At 68.3% G+C, this 20,893-nt stretch carries 22 protein-coding genes; 13 read left to right on the top strand and 9 right to left on the bottom strand.

Annotated elements, in window-relative coordinates; all coding sequences use genetic code 11:
• Entirely contained in the window at positions 1-363 is a 363-nt protein-coding gene (locus CPZ01_RS15720) for a DUF4396 domain-containing protein (protein ID WP_321167225.1), read from the top strand.
• 105 nt (positions 364-468) lie between these two features.
• Here the strand turns inward: CPZ01_RS15720 and CPZ01_RS11250 are convergent, their stop codons facing one another.
• Complete coding sequence (locus tag CPZ01_RS11250) at positions 469-1,827, bottom strand: M28 family peptidase (protein WP_096395136.1); 1,359 nt, start codon at positions 1,825-1,827, stop codon at positions 469-471.
• Between the two features lie 78 nt (positions 1,828-1,905).
• Positions 1,906-2,241, bottom strand: coding sequence for a DUF7113 family protein (locus CPZ01_RS11245; RefSeq protein WP_096395134.1), 336 nt, complete (start codon positions 2,239-2,241; stop codon positions 1,906-1,908).
• A 124-nt stretch (positions 2,242-2,365) separates the two neighbouring features.
• On the opposite strand from CPZ01_RS11245, the gene CPZ01_RS11240 reads away from it, so the two are divergent.
• Together CPZ01_RS11240 and CPZ01_RS11235 are read left to right on the top strand one after the other, a co-directional pair.
• A complete protein-coding gene (locus CPZ01_RS11240; RefSeq protein WP_096395132.1) occupies positions 2,366-4,249 on the top strand; it encodes an ATP-binding protein in 1,884 nt (627 codons plus the stop codon).
• 103 nt (positions 4,250-4,352) lie between these two features.
• Entirely contained in the window at positions 4,353-4,808 is a 456-nt protein-coding gene (locus CPZ01_RS11235; RefSeq protein ID WP_096395130.1) for a universal stress protein, read from the top strand.
• A 30-nt stretch (positions 4,809-4,838) separates the two neighbouring features.
• Here CPZ01_RS11235 and CPZ01_RS11230 read toward each other — a convergent pair whose 3' ends face one another.
• Positions 4,839-5,126 (bottom strand): transcriptional regulator, encoded by a 288-nt coding sequence (locus CPZ01_RS11230; RefSeq protein ID WP_096395128.1) that lies wholly within the window; start codon positions 5,124-5,126, stop codon positions 4,839-4,841.
• A gap of 107 nt (positions 5,127-5,233) precedes the next feature.
• On the opposite strand from CPZ01_RS11230, the gene CPZ01_RS11225 reads away from it, so the two are divergent.
• Positions 5,234-5,965: a DUF4013 domain-containing protein gene (locus CPZ01_RS11225; protein WP_096395126.1), complete on the top strand. Its 732-nt coding sequence runs from the start codon at positions 5,234-5,236 to the stop codon at positions 5,963-5,965.
• 92 nt (positions 5,966-6,057) lie between these two features.
• Here the strand turns inward: CPZ01_RS11225 and CPZ01_RS11220 are convergent, their stop codons facing one another.
• The 4 genes from CPZ01_RS11220 to CPZ01_RS11205 form a co-directional block, all read right to left on the bottom strand.
• Complete coding sequence (locus tag CPZ01_RS11220) at positions 6,058-6,534, bottom strand: 50S ribosomal protein L11 (protein WP_006112818.1); 477 nt, start codon at positions 6,532-6,534, stop codon at positions 6,058-6,060.
• A 629-nt stretch (positions 6,535-7,163) separates the two neighbouring features.
• A complete protein-coding gene (locus tag CPZ01_RS11215) occupies positions 7,164-8,540 on the bottom strand; it encodes an MFS transporter (RefSeq protein WP_096395124.1) in 1,377 nt (458 codons plus the stop codon).
• On the bottom strand, positions 8,537-9,277 hold the full coding sequence (locus tag CPZ01_RS11210) for a TetR/AcrR family transcriptional regulator (RefSeq protein WP_096395122.1): 741 nt from the start codon (positions 9,275-9,277) through the stop codon (positions 8,537-8,539). The genes CPZ01_RS11215 and CPZ01_RS11210 overlap by 4 nt, the downstream gene beginning before the upstream one ends.
• A gap of 169 nt (positions 9,278-9,446) precedes the next feature.
• Entirely contained in the window at positions 9,447-9,641 is a 195-nt protein-coding gene (locus CPZ01_RS11205; protein WP_004596869.1) for a cold-shock protein, read from the bottom strand.
• A 223-nt stretch (positions 9,642-9,864) separates the two neighbouring features.
• Between CPZ01_RS11205 and sdhC the strand changes: the two genes are divergently transcribed.
• The 4 genes from sdhC to CPZ01_RS11185 all read left to right on the top strand — a co-directional run bounded on the left by sdhC (position 9,865) and on the right by CPZ01_RS11185 (position 12,269).
• Positions 9,865-10,290: a succinate dehydrogenase, cytochrome b556 subunit gene (gene sdhC / locus CPZ01_RS11200; protein WP_096395120.1), complete on the top strand. Its 426-nt coding sequence runs from the start codon at positions 9,865-9,867 to the stop codon at positions 10,288-10,290.
• Between the two features lies 1 nt (position 10,291).
• The gene (locus CPZ01_RS11195) at positions 10,292-10,663 is read left to right on the top strand and encodes a succinate dehydrogenase hydrophobic membrane anchor subunit (RefSeq protein WP_096395118.1); all 372 of its coding nucleotides are present in this window, start codon (positions 10,292-10,294) and stop codon (positions 10,661-10,663) included.
• A 7-nt stretch (positions 10,664-10,670) separates the two neighbouring features.
• The gene (locus CPZ01_RS11190; RefSeq protein ID WP_096395116.1) at positions 10,671-11,555 is read left to right on the top strand and encodes a succinate dehydrogenase/fumarate reductase iron-sulfur subunit; all 885 of its coding nucleotides are present in this window, start codon (positions 10,671-10,673) and stop codon (positions 11,553-11,555) included.
• A 111-nt stretch (positions 11,556-11,666) separates the two neighbouring features.
• The gene (locus CPZ01_RS11185) at positions 11,667-12,269 is read left to right on the top strand and encodes a hypothetical protein (protein WP_096395114.1); all 603 of its coding nucleotides are present in this window, start codon (positions 11,667-11,669) and stop codon (positions 12,267-12,269) included.
• A 66-nt stretch (positions 12,270-12,335) separates the two neighbouring features.
• Here the strand turns inward: CPZ01_RS11185 and CPZ01_RS11180 are convergent, their stop codons facing one another.
• Entirely contained in the window at positions 12,336-13,637 is a 1,302-nt protein-coding gene (locus CPZ01_RS11180; protein WP_096395112.1) for a site-specific integrase, read from the bottom strand.
• 125 nt (positions 13,638-13,762) lie between these two features.
• On the opposite strand from CPZ01_RS11180, the gene CPZ01_RS11175 reads away from it, so the two are divergent.
• The 3 genes from CPZ01_RS11175 (at position 13,763) to CPZ01_RS11165 (ending at position 16,830) form a co-directional block, all read left to right on the top strand.
• Positions 13,763-15,592: an FAD-binding protein gene (locus CPZ01_RS11175; protein ID WP_096395110.1), complete on the top strand. Its 1,830-nt coding sequence runs from the start codon at positions 13,763-13,765 to the stop codon at positions 15,590-15,592.
• A gap of 290 nt (positions 15,593-15,882) precedes the next feature.
• Positions 15,883-16,110: a TrmB family transcriptional regulator gene (locus CPZ01_RS11170; protein ID WP_096395108.1), complete on the top strand. Its 228-nt coding sequence runs from the start codon at positions 15,883-15,885 to the stop codon at positions 16,108-16,110.
• Between the two features lie 84 nt (positions 16,111-16,194).
• Positions 16,195-16,830 carry a uracil-DNA glycosylase gene (locus CPZ01_RS11165; RefSeq protein WP_096395107.1) on the top strand — a complete coding sequence of 212 codons (636 nt, stop codon included), beginning with the start codon at positions 16,195-16,197 and terminating at the stop codon, positions 16,828-16,830.
• A gap of 51 nt (positions 16,831-16,881) precedes the next feature.
• Here CPZ01_RS11165 and CPZ01_RS11160 read toward each other — a convergent pair whose 3' ends face one another.
• Positions 16,882-18,057: an NAD-binding protein gene (locus CPZ01_RS11160; RefSeq protein ID WP_096395106.1), complete on the bottom strand. Its 1,176-nt coding sequence runs from the start codon at positions 18,055-18,057 to the stop codon at positions 16,882-16,884.
• Between the two features lie 151 nt (positions 18,058-18,208).
• Here CPZ01_RS11160 and CPZ01_RS11155 point away from each other — a divergent pair, with 151 nt between their 5' ends.
• Together CPZ01_RS11155 and CPZ01_RS11150 are read left to right on the top strand one after the other, a co-directional pair.
• A complete protein-coding gene (locus CPZ01_RS11155) occupies positions 18,209-19,477 on the top strand; it encodes a potassium channel family protein (protein WP_096395104.1) in 1,269 nt (422 codons plus the stop codon).
• Between the two features lie 44 nt (positions 19,478-19,521).
• The gene (locus tag CPZ01_RS11150) at positions 19,522-20,877 is read left to right on the top strand and encodes a cation:proton antiporter regulatory subunit (protein WP_096396257.1); all 1,356 of its coding nucleotides are present in this window, start codon (positions 19,522-19,524) and stop codon (positions 20,875-20,877) included.
• Positions 20,878-20,893 lie beyond the last annotated feature (16 nt).

The raw sequence follows: 20,893 nt of genomic DNA, 5'->3' as shown, positions 1-20,893 counted from the left end.
TTGTCATCGCCCTCGGTGTGCTGGCGATGGACCGCCTCGCCGTCGTGGCCACGACGTCTCGCGTTCGCGTACGCGTTCGGCTACGCGCTGACCGTCGGCCCGCTCATGCAGGACGGAGTGTCGTTCCCTCGCGCGATGCGGGACGCGTTCCTGAGCGAAACGCCGAGTATCACCGTGATGGAAGTCGTGGCGATCGGGGCCGACCTCTGGCTGGCGGGCGAGGCCGGACTGACGGACGCGCTGTTCTGGTCCGCGCTCGTGGTCTCGTTGTCGCTGGGGCTCGTCGCCGCCTATCCGGTCAACGTCCTCCTGATCAGGATGGGCGTAAAGGAAGGGATGATGGACCCTCGCGACGCGGCCTAGTCTATCGCCGTCCGAGGGCTTCGACGCGGCCGCGCCTCTCGGTACCGGTCTCCGTCGTAGCTCCCGACAGTCGCCGTCGTAGTCCTCCGCACTCGCTCGTCCGGATCACTCCTCGTAGGGCCACCGCCCGCCCGTCTTCAGCTCCTCGACGTACCCCTCGTCGATGGCGTCGCGGACCGACTCCCGCGAGCGGTGTTCGGCCTCGACCTCGCCGGTCGCGAACCGGTAGACCGCCGCGGTCACGAGCGTCGCCACCTCGCGGAGGTCCCGCGAGTCGAGCTTGTCGAGGGTGTCGGCGTGGGTGTGGCCCCAGCCGCGCCCGGACTGGTCGCTCGTCGTGGAGGCCATCACGGCCGGGATCCCCTCCTGGACGAACGCCCACTGGTCGCCGTGCGGCGAGATCGTCTCCCCGGTCGTCAGGGAGGCGTCGAACGCGTCCGCGACGCCCTCGAAGACGGCGCGCATCCCCCCGAACCCGTTCGTCCCCACGCGGAGATTCCGAGAGCTACAGGCGCCGTCGAGGTTGACCACGCAGGCGATCTCCTCCTCGGGCGTCGTCTCCGCGGTGTGATACGCCCCCCACAGGCCGATCTCCTCCGAGCCGAACGTGACGAGCCGCACCCGCGTGTCGAGATCGTCCTCGACGGTCGCGAGCAGGCGCCCGACCTCGGCGACGAGCGCCGACCCCGCGCCGTTGTCGTTGGCGCCGTCGCTCACGTCGTGGGCGTCGACGTGGGCGGTGAGGTACACCGCCTCCTCCGTGTCAGGTCCGACTTCCGCGACCGCGTTGACGGAGGTCGTCGGCTCGTTCCGGCAGTCGACGTCGAGCGAGACGGTCGGTCCGTCTTCGTTTCCGTCAGCTGCGAGCCGCGCGAGCCGCTCGCCGACCTCCTTCGAGACGCCGACGGCGGGGATCGGCCCCGGCCGGTTGTGGTACCCGATCTCGCCGGTCGGCGGGAGCGCCCCCTCAATGTGGTTGCGGAAGACGAACCCGACCGCGCCGCGCTCGGCGGCCGCGACGTACTTCTCCATCCGGTGGATCCACCGGTCGTGGGAGTCCGGCGTGCGCGAGGAGGCCATCGCGACCGCGCCCTCCAGCTCGTCTCCCGCGGCCGCGAACGCCTCGTCGGTGCCGTCGCCGACGTCGACGAGCGGCGCCGTCGCCTCGCCGCTCGGCGTCCCCGGTAGCGCGATGACCTCGTGGGAGTTCTCGTGGTGTCGCTCGACCGCGCCCGACACCGCGAGCGAGGACTCACCGCGCCACCAGCCGGGGATCTCGAACTCGTCGAGGCCGGCGTTCCGCAGGCCGGCGTCCTCGAACGCCTCGACGACGCGCTCGGCGCCGCGGCGCTCGCCGGTCGATCCGGCCATGCGGTTCCCGATGTCCGTCAGGTCCGTGAGGACGCTCCACCCGAAGTCGCTCGTCCGCGCGTCGCCGACGACGCGGTCCGGTAGCTCGGTCATACGGGCCGGTTGGGCCGCGGGCGAAAAGGGGTTCGGGAAGCGGAGCCGCGGTCGACCGCTCCCGCCCGTCGCCGCGGCTCAGGCCGGGTCAGCCGCGGTCACCTCGACCGCGACGTCGGCGGGGTCGACGCCGATCCGCGCGAACTGCGTGCGGACGTGCTCGCGGGCGGCCTCGACCGCCTGGTCGCGGGTGTCGAACCCGCGGGGCATCGGCTCCTCGAAGGCGACGCGGATCTCCTCGCCGTCGACGACGAGCGGCGACCCGCCGCTCTCGACCTCGTAGAAGGAGTCGCACACCCAGACGTACGGCGCGTCCTCGTCCGGCGCGCCCTTGTACGCGGGCGGCTCCTCGCCGCGCTCGAACACCGTGCCGGTGAGGTCCGTCCCGCCGCCGCTGCCGCGAACGAGTATCATGCCACGGGTACGTGGTCGAGCGGGATAAGGGCGCCGTGACCGGCGCTCCGCGGCCGGTCCACAGTGGGGCGGCCCCCGCGGCGCGAGGGCAAACGCTTTCGGCCCGGCGACCGGTGGATACGCCATGACGCTGGAGGATTTCACCGAGTTCACCGGTGACGGCGAGGGCGACGGCGACGCCCCGGGCGAGGACGACGCCGGGAGCGCGGCCGGCGGCGACTCCGCGGTCGACGACGGAAACGCGACCGACGGAGGGAGCGCGACCGACGCCGCGGCAGGGACCTCCGGAAGCGACGCCGCGGACGACGCGTTCGCCGACTACGACGCGACGCCGGCCGGCAGCGATTCGGGCCTCGGTGTGGTGTCGGTCTCGCAGGGGCTCCGCGTGGCCGAGGAGGAAGAGGAGACGTCGCTGAAGGCGTTCGTCACGACGGGAAACCGCGAGTCCGTGCGGCTCGGGAAGTACCTCCTGATCCCGTATCCCGACGGCGAGCGGCTGTTCTGTCGGATCACGGGGTTAGAGTACGCACAGGAGTTCCAGTCGGACGACGCGACCGAGATCCACGCCCGCCGGCAGATGCGGCGCGACGAGTTCGCCGAGCGCGACTACAAGTTCGTCGCCGACCTGGAGCCGATGTCCGTCGTCTACGGCGAGGGCGAGGAGATGAAGCGGCGGATGACGGACCGCGTACCGAAGCCCGGCGCCGTCGTCGAGGAGGCGGCCGACGACGCCGAGATCAAGACGGGGCTGAAGATCCCCGACGACGGCGTCTTCCTCGGCCACCTCTCGGTCGGCGGCGAGAAGGTGCGGACCGCGGCGGAGCCCCCGACAGTCGACTACCGGGTGAAGGACGACTACGGCGACGGCGACCCGCTCGCCTTCCGTCACACGCTCGTCGCCGGCGGCACCGGATCGGGGAAGACCCACGCCTCGAAGAACGTCCTCCGGCAGTACCTCGACTCCGACCGGACGTACCCGATGGGCGACGGCCGTGAGTCGCGGATGGCGGTCGTCCAGTTCGACCCGCAGGACGAGTACGCGCAGATGCACGACGACAACCCCGACCTCGACGACGCGTTCGCGCGGCGGCTCGAACGGGAGGGGATCGCCCACGGCGGCCACGACGACACGGTCGCCCTCGTGCCCCGCGTCGCGAACGCGACGTACCCCGGCGAGGGGCACCGCGCCGAGCGCGTCGAGTTCACGATCCCCTTCTCGCTGGCGGACGACATGCCGTGGCTCGTGGCCGGCTCCGGGCTCAACGACAACCAGTACCCCGCGCTGCTGACGCTGCTCAACCGCTTCTTCGACGACTACGGCGACTCGGGCACCTACAGCCAGTTCCTCTCGTACCTCGACGACCCGGCGCTCAAAGAGGAGCTCCACGAGAGCGGGCGGGTCCACGAGGCCACCTTCGACGCCGTCAAGCGCCGGGTCCGCGGGGTTCCGAGCGGCGTGTTCGACCAGGACGCGAAGCCGATCACGGAGCTCGACCACACCCTCGTCCGGCCGGGGGGACTCTCTGTCGTCCCCACCTACCACCTGCCGACCTCCCGGCAGAAGGAGATCGTCGTCCTCGCGGTCGCGGGACTGTTAGTCGACGACAAGCTCTCGAACGACCCGGCGAGCGACCGGATCAAGGAGACGCCGCTCCTCGTCGGGATGGACGAGGCGCACAACTTCCTCGCGGACGCCGACAACGTCCAGGCCCAGAAGGTGGTCCAGAAGTTCACGGAGGCCGCCAAGCAGGGCCGCAAGGAGCGGCTGGGTCTCTTTTTAATTACGCAGGACCCGCAGGACGTGGCCGAGTCGGTGTTCAAACAGATAAACACGAAGATCGTCTTGAACCTCGGCGACGAGGACGCGATCTCCAGCGTCAACATCCCCTCGAACCTCGCCGGCAAGGTGCCGTACATGGAGAAGGGGCAGATGGTCGTCTACTCGCCGGACAACTCAGAGCCCGTCGAGCTGATCGGGCTCTCGGAGTGCGTGACCCGGCACGATTGACGAGACGTATCCGCGCCCCTCTGCGCGACGCGGCGCGCCCCGGATTGCCGCCGAGCCGGAGTCGCCGCCGCCCTTTTTATCCGGAGCGGGCGAACCGCCGCGTATGAGCAAGCGCATCCTCGTCGCGGTCGACGGGTCGGAGGAGGCGGCCGAAGCGCTGCGGTTCGCGGCCGGCGAGTGGCCCGACGCCGACCTCACGGCGCTCCACGTGATCAACCCCGCGGACTCGGCGACGGGCGCCGAGGGGGGGTTCCCGGGCGCCTCCGACCAGTGGTACAAGAGCGCCAAGCAGCGCGGCGAACGGATTCTCTCCGAGGCGGTCGACGCGGTCGATCAAGAGATCGACACGCGGCTGGAGGTCGGGCGCCCGACGAAGACGATCCTCGCCGTGGCGGGCGGCGAGAAGCCCGTCGGCGAGGACGGCGACGAGCCCGGCGAGCCGTTCGACCACGTCGTGCTGGCGAGCCGCGGGCGGACCGGGCTCTCGCGTGTCCTCCTCGGTAGCGTCGCGGAGGGCGTGGTGCGCCGCGCAGAGGTGCCCGTGACGGTCGTCCGGTGAGTCGGGCTCCGCGGGCGGCCCGCCGTCCCCTCACTCCTCGGCGCGCTCGGCCGCGACCACCTCGCCGACCATCGACCACCCCTCCTCGTCGGAGCCGGAGCGGCCGAGCAGGATCCGCTCGTAGTCGTCGGAGCTGATCAGCCGGAAGTCGGCGTCGCTGTCCGCGTCGGTCCGGACGCCCTCGCCGCGGAACTCCCGCTGGAAGAACTCCGTCGACGAGAACTCGAAGACGCCCGTCTCGCCGGTGTCGAGTTCGAGCCGCACCGGCCGAGGCTGGACGTTGTGGATCCGCTTCGCGACGGGGTTGAGGTCGGGCATATCGGCGAGTCGGGTCGGGGCGGATAAAATCCGTCGGCTCCGGCGGCCGCTGAACACTGCCGTACTATCTTAATACCTCACGGCGCGTTAAGAGCGTGAGAACCATCATGATAGAAGCATCGCTCACCTACCTTCGCGACGGCGACGACGCCGTCACCACCGCCGTCATCGGCGGGCTCCTGCTCCTCGCGAGCCCGCTCGTCATCCCCTCGATCCTCGTCTTCGGCTACCTCGCGCGGGTCCTACGGCGCACCTCCGACGGCGACGACGAGCCGCCGGTCTTCGAGGCGTGGGGAGAGCTGTTCGTCGACGGCCTGAAGGCGTTCGCCGTCGTCTTCGTTTACTCGCTGCTCCCGCTCGCGGTCGCCGCGGCCGCCGCGGTCGTGAGCCTCAGCGCGTTCGTCGTGGTCCCGGGAACCGGCGACGGCGGCGCGGGGTCCTTCCTCGGCGCCTTCGCTGTCGGGATCTTCGTCCTCGTCGCGGGGCTCGTCGCCCTGGCCCTGTCGCTCGTCGGGCTCTACGTGACGCCGGCGGCGCTCGCCGCGGTGGCGGAGTCGGGACGGGTCGGCGACGGGTTCGCCGTCGGCGCGCTCTGGGGCGTCGTCACGAAACGGGCGTACGCGACCGGCTGGCTCACGGCGGCGGTCGTCGTCCTCGCCGGCGCGCTCGCTATCGGCGTCCTCTCCGTGGTCCCGATCCTCGGGACGATCGCCGGCGTGTTCGTCCAGTTCTACGCGCTCGTCGCCGCGGCCGCGATCGTCGGCTGGACGTGGGCCGACGTGCGGCCGGTCGCGACCGAACCGCCCGAGCCGGAGGTCGCGGAGCGGTCCGCGGTGTAGCCGGTCCGTAGTGTAACGGGTCGGAACGGCCCGCGATGTAACGGATCGGAATCGAAAGCGGCGCCGAAAGTCGGAGAGCCGCGAAAAGGGAGCTACTCGTCGAGGACGTCGTCGTACTCGCCGGCGTCGACGCGGTCGTCGAACGTCCGGGCGTCCTCGCCCTCGATGGTGACGCCGAGGGAGGCGCAGGTGCCGCCGACCTCCTTGGCGGCGGCCTTCGTGTCGTACGCGAGCAGGTCGCTCGACTTCTGCTCGGCGACCTTCTTCACCTGCTCGATCGACATGTCGGCGACGAAGTTCTCCTGGGGCTCGCCTGAGCCGGTGTCGAAGCCGGCCTCGTCCTTGATGAGCTCCGCGGTGGGCGGCACGCCGACCTCGATGGTGAAGGAGCCGTCGTCGTCGTACTCGACGGTGACGGGCACCTCCATGCCGTCGAAGGCAGCGGTCTCGTCGTTGATCTCCGCGACGACGTCCTGAACGTCCACCGGCGTCGGTCCGAGCTCGGGACCGAGCGGCGGGCCGGGGTTGGCCTGCCCGCCGGGGACGAGCGCTTCGATAGTTCCAGCCATGTCCGTACGAACCCGTCGCCGACTTTTAACGGTTGTTCTTTCGGGCAGGGGGAGTCAGCGGTTCGCACACCTTACATCTCGCGTAACTGGCGGTGAACGACCGTTTCGACGAGCTACGTAGATCCAGTGCGGATTTATAAAGGATCTCGATATTCCGAGTGGAGCAATAGCGAACCCCTAGCCGCTCATTTATAAATGTCTGATGCCGGATCGGCGGAGAACGTCCCCAAAGCCCCAGCCGCTCGTTTATAAATAGTTGATCGCGGTTCGGCGGCGAACACTTCCAAAGCCCCAGCCGCTCGTTTATAAATAGTTGATCGCGGTTCGGCGGCGAACACTTCCAAAGCCCCAGCCGCGAGGCGGGCGCACGCTCGCTGCGGTCCTCAGTCGCTCGTTTCACTCGCTCCTTGCGGTCCTTGCGTCGCCTGCGCCCGCCTCGCGGCTGCCCCTTTGAGTCCCACCCCGCACAGCACCGCAACCGCACCTCACACCTCCCCAGCCTCGTCGGCCTCCCTCCGGTCGGCCGACTCCCTCGCGCGTGCTGCTCGCGGCCAAGGGCCGCTCGCAGGCACGCGCCACCGCCTCGTTCATTTATAAACCGTAGCTACGCTGGTCGAAGGCACCCTCGACTACGAGTCGACCACGCTCGACGGGTCGCTCGAACCCGTCTCGTCCGCGACGCGGCCGGGGAGGAACGTCCCGGTCTCCCGGCGGACGCCGAGGAGGAGGACGCCACCGGCGAGCAGCGGGAGGGCCGCGCAGGCGGCGTAGATGGGAGTGAACCCGACCGCCTCGATCAGGGGGAGCGACACCATCGGGCCGAGGCCGCCGCCCACGTCGCCGAGGACGTTGTTCGTCCCCGAGGCGCGCCCCATCCGCTCGTCGGGGGTCAGGTCCGCGAGCAGGGCCATCATCGGGCCGCTCGTCCCGCCCTGCCCGGCGCCGATGAAGACGCAGGCGAGGCCCAAAGAGAGGACCGACCCGGCCCGGGCGAGCAGCAGGAACCCGACGAACGAGACGACGAGGAACGCCAGCAGGATCGGCGTCCGGGAGTCACGGGTGTCGGAGACCCGCCCGCCGACGAGCATGAAGAACGCGGCCGAGACGACCGTGCCGGCCATGAACAGCCCGGAGGTGCCCTGCGGGGCGAGGCCGAACAGCGAGATGTCCTCGGCGCCGAGGAACAAAACGAGCGTGGAAAAGAGCGCACCGATGTACGCGAACATCAGCCCGAAGTTGACTAAGCCGACCGTCACGGCGGGGACCGCGGTGTCGACCTCCCACGGCCTGATCGAGTCGTCGGAGCGGTCGGTCGTGACGTGTGTCTCCGGGACGTACCGGTAGGCGACCACGCTGGCCGTGAGCGCGAACGCGGCGGCGACGGTGAACGCGGCGACGTTGCCCGCGAGCGCGGAGACGATCCCGCCGAGCACGAGGCCGGCCGGGAACCCCATCGTGATCCCGCCGCGGACGATCCCCATGTTCGTCCCGCGCGAGCCGCTGTCCGAGAGGTCGGCGGCGATGGTGTAGGCGGTCGCGAACACGGCCGCGGAGCCGAGCCCCCAGAGGACCCGCGCGAGCAGGAACCACGTCTCGGGCGCGACGGCGACCCCGATCGGACCGAACCACTCCTCGGGGCCGACGACCAAGGGACCGGCCGCGACCGTCGGCAGCGAGGCCGCGAGCGGGCGGAGCGACTCGGCGGGCGGCATCGCGAGCGCGACGACGTAGCCGAGCGTGGCGACCCCCTCGACGAACAGGCCGACGACGAACGGCGTCCGCGTCCCGTACCGGTCGACGAGGGCGCCGGCCGGCGCGTTCGCGACGAGCCGCACCCACCGGTTCGCTGAGAGGATCGCGCCGACCACGAACGCCGAGATGCCGAGAACCGCGCCGAGGTTCGGTAAGATTGGGAAGACGACGCCGCCGCCGAAGCCGACGAAGAAGGTGCTCGCGATCACCGCGAGCAGGACCGGCGGCGGCCGCTCGAACCCGAAGCGGGTCATTCGCGGTCGCCCGCGGGCCCGTCGGCCTCAGGGTCGTCGTCCGAACCGTCGGGGTCGTCGTCACCGTCAGAGTCGTCGGGGGTGCGCCGGAGCGCCTCGATAGCCTCGTCGAGCGGCGGTAGTTCGACCCCCTCCGCGAGCAGCGGCCCGACGATCCGCCGGAGCGCCGCCTCCGCGACCTCTCGGGTGTAGCCGTCGCCCTCGGCGTCGCGCTCCGCGCCGGCGAGCGTGATCTGCCGCGTCCGCGCGCCGTCGAGGGTGGCCACGAGCAGGGCCGCCGTCTCCTCGACGTCGACGTCGCGGAAGACGCCGGCCTCGATGCCGTCCGCGAGGATGTCGGCGACGGTCCCCCGGAGCAGCCGGTCGCTGCGCGCCAGTTGCTCGCGGATCCGCTCGTTGAACGGCCCCTGCGTGCGCAGCTCCAGCAGGGCGATGTGGAACGCCTCGCGGTCTGCCTCGTCGGGCGCGAAGACGAACCACCCGACGAACTGGACCAACCGGTCGACGGGCGGGTCGTCGGCGCGGGCCGCGATCCGCTCCTCGGAGTCGGAGATGATGTACTCCAAGAAGGCGACGAGCAGGTCCTCCTTCGTGTCGTAGTGGTAGTGGAGCAGCGACTTGCTCTTCGAACACTCGTCGGCGATGTCCTGCATCGTCAGGTCGGCGTAGCCGTGAGCGCGGAGGGCGCTGTACACCCCGTCCATGATCTCCGCTGCCGCGCTCGGCGAGTCGCTCATTGACTGACCGGTCAGTCAGCGAGCGGTAAATCCCTATCGGTCGGGGCCGTCCGGCGGCGAGTCAGATCGCCGCCGACGCGGCCCGTCGCTCGCGGCGGAACGCGCTCCGGCGCCGCCGCTCGGGGGACGAGAACAGTCGAAAAGCCGATTCGCCTCGGGTGTCGCCGACTTACAGACGGGTGACGTTCGACGCGCGCGGACCCTTGTCCGCCTCCTCGATGTCGAACTCGACTTCCTGACCCTCTTCGAGGTCCGGGCCGCCGACGTCTTCCATGTGGAAGAACACGTCTTCGTCCGCGTCGTCAGTCGAAATGAAACCGTAGCCGCCAGTGTCGTTGAAGAAGTCAACTTCGCCTTTCGCCATTGCGACCGTAGAACCGGGAGTGGGACATATAAGGCTTCCGCGACGACCCACGGCGTGGAACGGCGTCACACCGACGGGTTTCGCGGGACGGGTCCGTTTCAGAACTCGGCCGCATGAACCCCCGTACGTTCCGATTTCGCTCCGATCGGTGTCTCCGGGGATCCGGCCGCGCAGGCCGCCGTGTTAGTAACTACTATACGAGCGCGGTTCAGAACCGTTAGGTATGAGTCAGTCGTACAATCGAGGCCTCATCGAGGACTTCGGCCGCTGGCGGGAGTTCGAGGCGGGGATGTGGGCGTGGATCTTCCACAAGTTCACGGGATGGGTGCTCATCGGGTACCTGTTCACGCACATCGCCGTGTTGAGTACGGGGATTCCGGCGGCGGGCGCGAGTCAGGCGGCCATCAACGCGGGCACCGACGTGTACACGCAGACGATCGTCTCCTTGGAGGGGCTGCTGCTCGTGCGGCTCCTGGAGGTCGGCCTGCTCGCGGTGGCGGTGTTCCACATGCTCAACGGGACCCGACTCCTCCTCACCGACCTCGGGATCGGGCTGGACGCACAGGACAAAAGCTTCTACGCGTCGCTAATCTTAACCGGAGCGATCACCGTCGCGTCGGTACCGACGTTCATCGCGGGGGCGTTCTGAGATGGCCGAGCGCTACTCCTCGTTCAAGTCGGGCGGCCGGATGTGGTTCCTCCAGCGGGTCACGGCGGTCTTCCTCTTAGTCGTGTTGGCGTTCCACTTCTTCTTGCTCCACTTCGTCCACCACGCCGACGAGGTGTCGTTCCTCGCCAGCTCCGCCCGGATGGAGCAGCTGAGCTACTACTCGCTGATGATCCTCTTCCTCGTGACCGCGACGTTCCACGGGGTCAACGGCGTCTACAACGCCTTGGTGAACCAGGGGCTCACCGGCACGAAACGCACCGTGATCAAGTGGACGCTCGTCGCCGCGAGCGTCGTGCTGATCGCGCAGGGAATCCGCACCGCGAACGCGTGGGCGGGCATCGGACTCTACTGAACCGACCATGAGCACGCAAATTCCGAAGCAGACCGAGGAATCGACCGAGACCGAGACGGAGCCCGCCTCGAAGGGCGACGAGCGCCGCGCGGAGAAGCGGCGCCGCGCGGCCGAGCGCCGCGAGCAGCGACAGGCGGAGGAGGCCGAGAAGGCGGCCGCCGACGAGGACACGATCGAGCTGAAGGTGTTCCGCTACGACCCGCAGGTGGAGGGGAAACAGGAGCCGCGGTTCGACACGTTCCACGTCCCGTTCACCAAGGGGATGACCGTCCTCGACGCGCTGATGTACGCGCGCGACACGTACGACTCCTCGCTCACGTTCCGGCACTCCTGCCGGCAGGCCGTCTGCGGCTCCGACGCGATGTTCGTCAACGGCGGCCAGAAGCTGGCGTGTAAGACGCAGATCTCGGACCTCGAGGAGCCGGTCCGCGTCGAGCCGCTCCCGCACGCCGAGGTGACGAAGGACCTCGTCGTCGACATGGAGCACTTCTACGAGCAGATGGAGGCCGTCGAGCCGTACTTCCAGACGGACGAGTACCCGGACGGCGAGCTCGAAGAGCAGCGCCAGGACCGGGAGAACCGCGAGAAGATCAAGATGTCCACGCGCTGTATCTGGTGTGGCGCGTGCATGTCCTCGTGCAACATCGCCGCGGGCGACAACGAGTACCTCGGGCCGGCCGCGATCAACAAGGCGTACCGGTTCGCGATGGACGAACGCGAGGGCGAGGAGATGAAACAGAAGCGGCTGGAGATCATCGAGCAGGAACACGGCGTCTGGCGGTGTCAGACGCAGTTCTCCTGTACGGAGGTGTGCCCGAAGGACATCCCCCTTACCGAGCACATCCAGGAGCTGAAGCGCGAGGCGGTCAAAAACAACCTGAAATTTTGGTGAAATAGACTTAGAATAACTGACGTGGCGGAGCGGGATACCGTGGCTGTGCCACAGCGTTGACTCTCCGCCGCCAGACTAACCTATTAGTCAATAGATGTGATATGACTCTGTATGGCTGCGATAGGAAACATCAAAAGACGGACCCACGAGCTGGTGAAAGACTGGGTTCCTGAAGAAGAACATGACCGTGAGTATGACTATCAACAGGATCTCCAACAGTATCTCGATACTCAACTCAACAGCGGCGGTCGGATGGGTCAACAGTCAACCCACGTCGTTGAGACTGAGCACGGCCAGCAGAACGCCGATATCGCTGTTGACGATACTGTCGCTATCGAACTCAAACAGGATTTGACCAACAGCAATACGAAGAAGTTACGCGGTCAAATCGACGCGTATCAGCGTGAATACGATGGCGTGATTGCTTGTGCGTGTGGGATTGAGGATATGTCGGGATGGCGTCGGCTACAGAACGACTTTGCTGATGACCCGATGGACATGGGTATGGACCCAAATACGGCCCCTGTACGATTCGTTCACAAGGCGACATCTGAGATAGGCACTCAACACGGTGGAAATGCTACTGATGCTGGCATGAGCAATGAGATCGGCGGTGAGTTGGACTTTGAGGATATGACACCCATACAGCAGATATTCATGTTGCTGGTGTTACTTGTCGGGGTCGGCTATCTTTTGTTCACGATGGTACTGTAGGGGCTTTCGCGACGGGCGACGGACACTACGGGAGCCACTATTGGGAGGGGATTTTCCCCGCGGCCGTTACTCGTCTCCTAACAGTTGCTTGATCAATTCGGGGTTCTCCGCGACGATCTCAGGGTTCTCCTCGATATGTTCACGAACGGCGTCAATCGCTTCGCGCTCGGCGTCTGTTGTTGCCTGTTTTGCTCCTTCGTGGACTGTCTCTTCGACAGAGTCTTTTACAGACTTGGCATCGGGGGTAAACACCATCCCACAACTGGGGCATGCTTTTGCTGCGTTTGGTAGCGGTTCGGAGCAGGTTGGACACGTCTCAGGAGTTAAACTCCCTCCCTTCGGTTCTGGCTCGCGGCCCGCGTCGGTAGCCTCACGTGCTGCTCTGATGTGGTCCTCGTCGGTCAGATGTTGATACGTCGTCTCCATCACGACTGAATCCTTCTTGTGACCAATAAGGTGCTTAATGTGGGACTGATCAAGATCAAACTCCCGAACTGCGTTAGTCACGAAGTAATGTCGGAAATTGTGTGCGTTCGCTGGCTTGTCGACACCTGCTTCCTCGACAATCTTACTCAGACGGCTGTGGATGGCAGGTGTTGAGAGATAGTCACCTTCTCCGCTGATGTTTCTCGCAGATGGCAGAGCTGTAATGAGGTAGTCGTCGCGGTCGCCAGTCGGGTGTTTCTCAAGCCAGTCTCGGACGGCGTTTTCGGCGCCAAGAAGTGGGCGCTTTTGACCAACAGCTTCCGCGCCTTTCAAACCGTCTGCGTCGGTATTGAGGTAGTAATGTCCACTTTCGAGGTCGACGTCTTTGATTCGGAGTGTCTGAATCGCACGGATACGCTGGCCTGTGTACAGTAGCAATTCAATCAGGCACCTATCACGGGCGTTATCGCACGCACCACGGATTGCGTCAATATCGTCTGCTGTGAACATATCGTGTTCATCCACCGCCCCACCGTTATTCTCTCGTTGTTTCAGCGAGATTGCGTCAGGATCGACAGCCGTCTCGTGATAGCGGTAGAATTTGATTGCGGCAGCCTGTCGCTGTCGCACGGTCTCGACGGCTAAGTCCCCAAACCACTCGTTGAAAACGTCGGTGAGTGATTCGACAGTATGGTCTAACAGGTCTACTTCCGACTCTTTAGCGATGAGCCGAATACTGCGACCGTATCCCTCAAGCGAATTGTGTGATAGTGTCTCCGTCTCTCCGTTCTCGTCTTGATATGAGAATTCAATATCCTCAGGATCGAAGGCTCGGAGAAATTCCAGGGCAGCCTCTTTCCCATCGTCAGAGAGTGAGCCGCAATCCCTAATACGGTCCTTTTCTTTTCGCAACTTATGATCGGGATCGTCTCCTCGAACCATAGAGGCGAGTCATCCCCGATTAAGTAGAAGGTTATGCTCAGTTACATCAAACAAAGCCTGAAGTTCTGGTAATCCCGACAGACAGTATCAAGGGACTCCGGAACCTACGAAATTACATACCAACAATGCACGAACACGACGTCGTCGTCGTCGGGGCCGGCGGGGCGGGACTCCGGGCGGCGATCGCGGCACAGGAAGCGGGCGCGGACGTGGCGATGGTGTCGAAGCTCCACCCCGTCCGGTCGCACACGGGCGCGGCGGAGGGCGGGATCAACGCGGCGCTGCGCGACGCCGACTCCTGGGAGGACCACGCGTACGACACGATGAAGGGGTCCGACTACCTCGGCGACGCGCCGGCGGTCGAGGCGCTCTGTCAGGAGAGCCCCGAGGAGGTCATCCGCCTCGAACACTGGGGGATGCCGTTCTCCCGCGAGGACGACGGGCGCGTCTCTCAGCGGCCGTTCGGCGGCCTCTCGTTCCCGCGCACGACGTACGCGGGCGCCGAGACCGGCCACCAGATGCTCCACACGATGTACGAGCAGGTGGTCAAACGGGGAATCACGGTGTACGACGAGTGGCACGTGATGGATCTGGCCGTCACCGACGAGGACGACCCCGCGGAGCGGACCTGCCACGGCGTGGTCGGGTACGACATCCAGAGCGGCGAAATTAGCGGCTTCCGCGCCAGGGACGGCGTCATCCTCGCGACCGGCGGGATGGGGCAGGTGTTCGACCACACCACCAACGCGGTGGCGAACACCGGCGACGGCGTCGCGATGGCGTACCGCGCGGGCGTCCCGATGGAGGACATGGAGTTCATCCAGTTCCACCCGACGACGCTGCCGTCGACCGGCGTCCTCATCTCCGAGGGCGTCCGCGGCGAGGGCGGAATCCTCTACAACGAGGACGGCGAGCGGTTCATGTTCGAACACGGCTACGCGAACAACGACGGCGAGCTCGCCTCCCGCGACGTCGTCTCCCGCGCCGAGCTCACCGAGGTCAACGAGGGGCGCGGCATCGAGGACGAGTACGTCCACCTCGACATGCGCCACCTCGGCGAGGAGCGCATCCTCGACCGGCTGGAGAACATCCTCCACCTCGCGGAGGACTTCGAGGGCGCCGACGGGCTCACGGAGCCGATGCCGGTCAAGCCCGGCCAGCACTACGCGATGGGCGGCATCGAGACGAACGAGTTCGGCGAGACCGTCATCGACGGGCTGTACGCCGCCGGCGAGTGCGCCTGCGCCTCCGTCCACGGCGCGAACCGCCTCGGCGGGAACGCGCTCCCGGAGCTCATCGTCTTCGGCAAGCGCGCCGGGCGCCACGCCGCCGGCGAGGAGATGGGCGAGGCCGAGGTCACGACCGGCCGGTCCAGCGACTGGGAGCCGGCCGACTACGAGTTCGGCGTCGAGGTCGGCGAGACGGACGGCTCGGACCCCGCCGCGGCCGACGGCGGCGCGGTGGCGACCGACGCCGAGAGCGTCGTCGGGGGCGCCGTCGACCGGACGCAGGACCGCGTCGACGAACTGCTCTCGCGGAAGGGCCGCAACCACGCGGAGATCCGCTCCGCGGTCCAGGAGACGATGACGGCGAACGTCAACGTGTTCCGCGAGGAGGGCCGGCTGGAGGAGACGCTCGAAGACCTCCGCGAGGCCCGCGAGGCGTACAAGGACGTCGCGGTGTCGGACCCGTCGCGGACGTTCAACACCGACCTCATCCACACGATCGAGACGCGGAACATCCTCGACATCGCCGAGGCGCTCACGATGGGCGCGCTCGCCCGCGAGGAGTTCCGAGGCGCCCACTGGCGCAAGGAACACCAGGAGCGCAAAGACGAGGACTGGCTGAAGCACACGCTCATCTCGTGGAACGACGGCGAGCCGGAGCTGTGGTACAAGCCGGTCGTCCTCGAGGGCGAGAACAAGACGTACGAACCGAAGAGCCGCTCGTACTGAGCCGGCCGCCGACGTTCGGCCGCTCGCGACGCGGGGGTCCCGCGCGGACCTCGCCGGGCGCCGTCGCGGACCCCCGCGCCTCGCCCGATCGATCCGGATCGTTCACGGTTTGCTATCCGTCGACGATCGAAATCTGGCGTCGATATTCGTCGATTGAGCGTTCGTCGATCGACGTGCTTCGTTCGAATGTGCCGTTTTCGCCGGAGGCAAGCGCTTTCGAGCGCCTTCTAGAGTTTCGACGATTGTTGAAATGGGGGTTTATTATCGTCGAACTCAACGAATCGGACAAGATGTTAGAAGCCGAAACCGCGTCCGCGACGGCCCCGGCGCTCCCCCGGGAGCTCCAGTCGCCCCGCGCCAAGCTCGTGTACCTCTACCTGACCACGAACGGCGACGCCACGGTCTCGGAGATGGGCGAGTCGCTCGGGATGAAGAAACTCTCCCTGTACAGCATCCTGAAGACCCTCCGGAGCGAGGGGCTCGTCGACTGCGACGGCGACTGTTACGTGCCGAACTGACGCGGCCGTTTTCTCGACGCGGGGTCGGCGGGGAGACCCGCCTCGCGCCGGAGCGTTTAGGGGCCCACAGCGCCCACTCCGACCGTGGACGCGAACCAGACGGAGTTCGAGAACCCGTTCGCGATGGACGCCGACTGCGAGAACTGCGACGAGCTGTGCGGCGCCCGCGACCGCGTCGTTCACGGCTACGGCGACGTCGGCGCCGAGTTCCTCGTGGTCGGGACGGCGCCGACGGCGGCCGCCGAGCGCAACGGCGTTCCCTTTACGGGCGAGGGGGGCGGCGAGCGCGTCCAGTCGATATTCGGTGACCTCGGCTTCGTCCGCTCGGAACCGGACGCCGCGGAGCCGGACGTCCAGAACATCTTTTTCACGAACCTGACGCGCTGTCGACACCCGGATCGCGACCCGACGGACCGCGAGGTCGACACCTGCGAGCCGTTCCTCAACGCGGAGATCCGGATGATCAACCCGCAGATCATCGTGCCGGTCGGCGAGCGACCCCTCCGGGAGCTGGCCGTCGAGTACACGACGCGCCGGCCGGACTCCTTCGACGTCGACGCCGAACACGCGACGACGATCCGCGGGCGCGGGTTCGAGCTGGTGCCGATGAAGGAGCCGGCGGAGATGAGCGACGACGAGGCCGACGCCTTCCGCGATCACATGCGCGAGAACGTGTTGAGCCGCGACTACCGGCAGACGAAGGGACGGCAGAGCCGCTGAGCGGTCGGCGGCAGGGTGGCGCGTTGCGGCCGGTCGACGCGCCGTCGTCGTTCAGTCGTCGAGGTCGACGTCGTCTAAGATTCCCTCGGTCGCCTCCTTGCTGTCGGCGCCGAACGCGCAGTCGACGAGGATGTGCCCGCCGAGCGTCGACGGCGAGATCACCTGATCGGCGCCGGCGCGGCGGAGCTTGTCGACGTTCTCTCGCTGGGTCACCGCCGCGACGATCCGCACGTCCGGGTTGAGCTGGCGGGCGGTGAGGATGGCGAGCGCGTCGCGCGCGTCGTCCTCGGTCGCGGCGACGACCGCGCGGGCGCCGTCGAGGTTCACCCGTTCGAGCGGGTCGACGTCGCTGGGGTCCGCCGTGAACACCGGGATGTCGCGCTCCGCGAGCCGCCTCGCGGCGGTCTCGTCGGGCGTCACGACGGCGTACTCGACGCCCTCGCGGGCGGCGAGCTCTTCGAGAATCGGTTCCGTCAGGTCCCCGTAGCCTAAGACGAGGACGTGGTCGTCGAGGAGGTCGATCTGTCTGTCTGTCATCTTTCCGAGCGCCTTGGAGAGCTGCGCCTCGATGGCGGGCGTGAGGAGGACCCCGAGCGCCACCGCGAAGGCGGCGACGTTCATCACGAGCGAGGAGAGCACGAACAGCTGCGCGATGTCGGCGGCGGCGCCGGCCTCCGGGGTGATGTCCCCGTAGCCGACCGTGGAGGCGGTGACGACGGTGAAGTAGAACGCGTCGACGATCGTTTCGACGTCCCTGAACTGGTCGCGGAGCGCGTACGTGCCGACCGTCCCGTACGAGAGGGCGGTCACGAGCGCCGCGCCCGCGGCGAGCTGGGTCGGCGACGGGGAGAATTTCCGGTCGAACCGCCCGCGGTTGTAGAGGAGGGCGGGCAGCGACAGGACGGACAGCGCCACCAGCGGAAACGAGAGGACCGACGCCTGCATCAGCCCCTGAATCGCGGTCAGCGGGAGCAACACCGCCGTGGAGTACCAGCCGACGCGGTAGCCGTTCTTCAGCGCGAAGCCGCTCCCGAGCATCGAGAACCCCGTGATCGTCCCCGTGAACCCGACGGTCTGTCGGACAAAGTCGGGGACCAGCGGGGCGAGCGGCCCGGAGACGCCGAGCCCGCCGATCTGGGCGAGCCCGGCGAGGATCGACAGCACCGCGACCGCGAACGTCAACAGGATCGACGCTCGGACGGTCACCCAGTCCCGGGTCAGCTCCATACCCCCGCGTCGCCGAGACCGAACTTAAACCCCGCGAGGGCGAGCGAGTCCGGCGTCCTCCACGGCGTCGGCGCCGCGACCACCGCGCCGCGACTCCCGCGACGCGATCCGCGCCGACACACGTTTAACCGCCCCGCCGGTTGAGGGGCGTATGTCGCTGCCCGTCGAGATCGCCTTCGGGATCTACCTCGGCGTTATCACCGGGATCGTCCCCGCGCTGGTGGCCGGGACCCTCGGGTTCGTGTTCAAGTACGTGACGGACGTGACGATCCCCGGGCTCGGGGTCGTCGTGCTGTCGCTCGCGATCGCCGGGATCAACGGCGGGCTGCTCGCGCTCAACGACGAGACGATCCGGTCGTCGGAGCGCGCGCCGGCGATCCTCACGGCGATCGTCGTGGTGTTGATGCTCTCCATGTACGCCCACGCGCAGGGGGACCGGCTCGGCGCCAGCGTCCCGAAGCGCATCTCGCTCAAGCAGCTCCGGGACCGGACGCTCTCGACGGACGTGATCGAGCTCGTCGGCGGTCGGGGACGGGTCTCCGTCGAGGTCGCCGGCGAGGTGAACGACATGGAGGGGTACCCGCCGCTGCCGGCCGACACGCGCCGCGCGATACTCGACGGCGACTGGACGTTCCCCGCCGACCTCCCACTCGCGGAGCTCGAAGACCGGTTCGCGGAGCGGCTCCAGACGGAGCTCGACCTCGCCGACGTGGCGGTTCGGATCGACGAGAAGGCGCGCGCCACCGTGGCCGCCGCGCCGCCGACCGGAGCGCTCTCGAAGCGCGTGCCCGCCGGGAAGCGCGCGGTGTCGGTGTCGGCGCTGGTCCCGACCGGCATCGCCCGGGGCGACGTCGTCCGCGTGATCACGCCCGACCTCGACGCCGAGGGCGCCGTCATCGCCGCCCGGTCGGGCGGGAAGCCGGAGCCGGGGGCGGGGGCAGCGTCGAAGCCCGCTCCCCCCGCGGGCGAGGACCCGGACCCCGACGACGACGCTCGGACCGACGGCGGCGAGGGCGCCGTCTCCCCTCCGCCGGCGGCGACCGCCCCGACCACGACCGGCGGCGAGGGGCGCGTGACGCTCGCGCTCGACCGCTCCGAGGCGGCGGCGCTCCTCCGCGCCGACCGCGGTCGCGTGCTGGTGCTGTCGCGGGGCACCCGCCGCGAGTACGAGCTCACGGCCCTGCTGCGCCGGGCGGGGAAGCGGTTCCGGAGGGTCACGGTCGCCGCCGGCGGGCCGCTGGACGGTCACACGATCGGCGAAGCCGAGGTCCGCGAGGCGTACGACGTGGCCGTCCTCGCCGCCCGCCACGAGTCGTGGACGATCGCGCCCGACGGCTCGCAGGCGCTGTCGGCGGGCGACGACCTGTTCGTCGTCGGGAGCCGCGACGCGCTCGACCGCTTCGCGGAGGTGGCCGCGTGACGCTCGCGCTCGGCGCCATCGCGGGCCCGGGGGCGGTCACCGCGATTGTCGGCGCCGTCGACCTCGGCCTCGTCGCGAGCGGCCTCGCCGTCGCCGCCGTCGACGTGGGGTTCGCGCGGCCGCGACAGGCGGCGGTCACGCTCGTCACGTTCGCGGTCGTGGTCGCGCTCGTGGCCGCGGGCGCGGCGCTCGCGTACCGCTGGTACTTCCGCACGGAGATCCCGGAGGGAGTGACCGGCCTGATCGGCGTCTCGGTCGTCGCCTTATACCTCAACACGACCTCGCTGGGGTCGGTCGCCGTGGGGGACAACCCGGCCCTCCTCGCGCCCGAGAGCGTGTTCTTCAACCTCGTCTCGCTCGGCGTCGCGGCGGTGATCGCTCCCGTCGGCCGGTACGCGGGCGACCGCCTCGCGGTCGACGTGTTCGCGCTCTCCGGCGCCAAGCAGCTCGAGGGAGAGCTGAGCGGGGTCGTGCGCGCGGTCGGCCGGTTCACCGCGGTGACGCTCCCGCCGGCCGACGAGATCGCCGACATGGACACGTACGACCCCGTCTCGCCGGAGAAGAAGACGGAGCTCGCGGAGACGACCCTGCTGTTCCCGCGAAAGCTCTCGGCGGCGGAGCTCCGCGACCGACTCGTTACCCGGCTCAAAGACGAGTACGGCGTCGGCTACGTCGACGTCGACCTCGACGCCGACGGGACCGTCGAGTACTTCGCGGTCGGCTCCCGGGCCGCGGGGCTCGGCCCGACGCTCGCGCCGGGGTCGGCGGCGGTCGCGGTGTCGGCGGACCCCCCGAACAACGCCACCGTCGGCGACACGGTCCAGCTGTGGCGCGACGACCCGGAGCCGAAGCGCGTCGCGACCGGCGAGCTTCGCGGCGTCGCCGGCGACGCCGTCACCGTCGCGCTCGACGAGTCGGACGCCGAACGGCTGACCGACGAGGGCGGCTACCGGCTCGTGACCCTCCCCGCGGAGCCGCAGGCCGACCGCGAGTTCGCCTCCCTGCTGCGCACCGCCGACGAGACGATGGCCTCCGTCGCAGTCGGCGCCGGGAGCGACCTCGACGGGAGCACCGTCGGCGAGGTCGGGGCCGTCGTCGCCGCGGTCCGCCCGGCAGAGGGGCCCGTCCAGCCGATCCCGCCGCGCGCGTACGCCTTCGGCGCCGGCGACCTGGTGTACCTCGTCGGTAGGCCGGACGCGATCCGCCGGTTCGAGACGGCCGCCGCGTCGCCGGCCGACGCGGGCGCGGAAGCCGGGGGGACCGAGACGCCGTCCGCGGCCGCACGCGACGCCGAACTCGACGACGGCGACGGGGAAACCGACTTGGACGAGGGAATCGACTTCGGCGCGGAGGCCGAGGTCGACGAGGGAACCGATTCCGACGGGACGCAACGCTCTTGAGTCGGCCGCGCGGGGA

The sequence above is a fragment of the Halorubrum trapanicum genome (genome assembly GCF_002355655.1).
GTDB classification, from domain to species: domain Archaea; phylum Halobacteriota; class Halobacteria; order Halobacteriales; family Haloferacaceae; genus Halorubrum; species Halorubrum trapanicum_A.
Note: the sequence above shows the minus strand (reverse complement) of the source record. Positions and strands in the feature narration are given on the sequence as shown.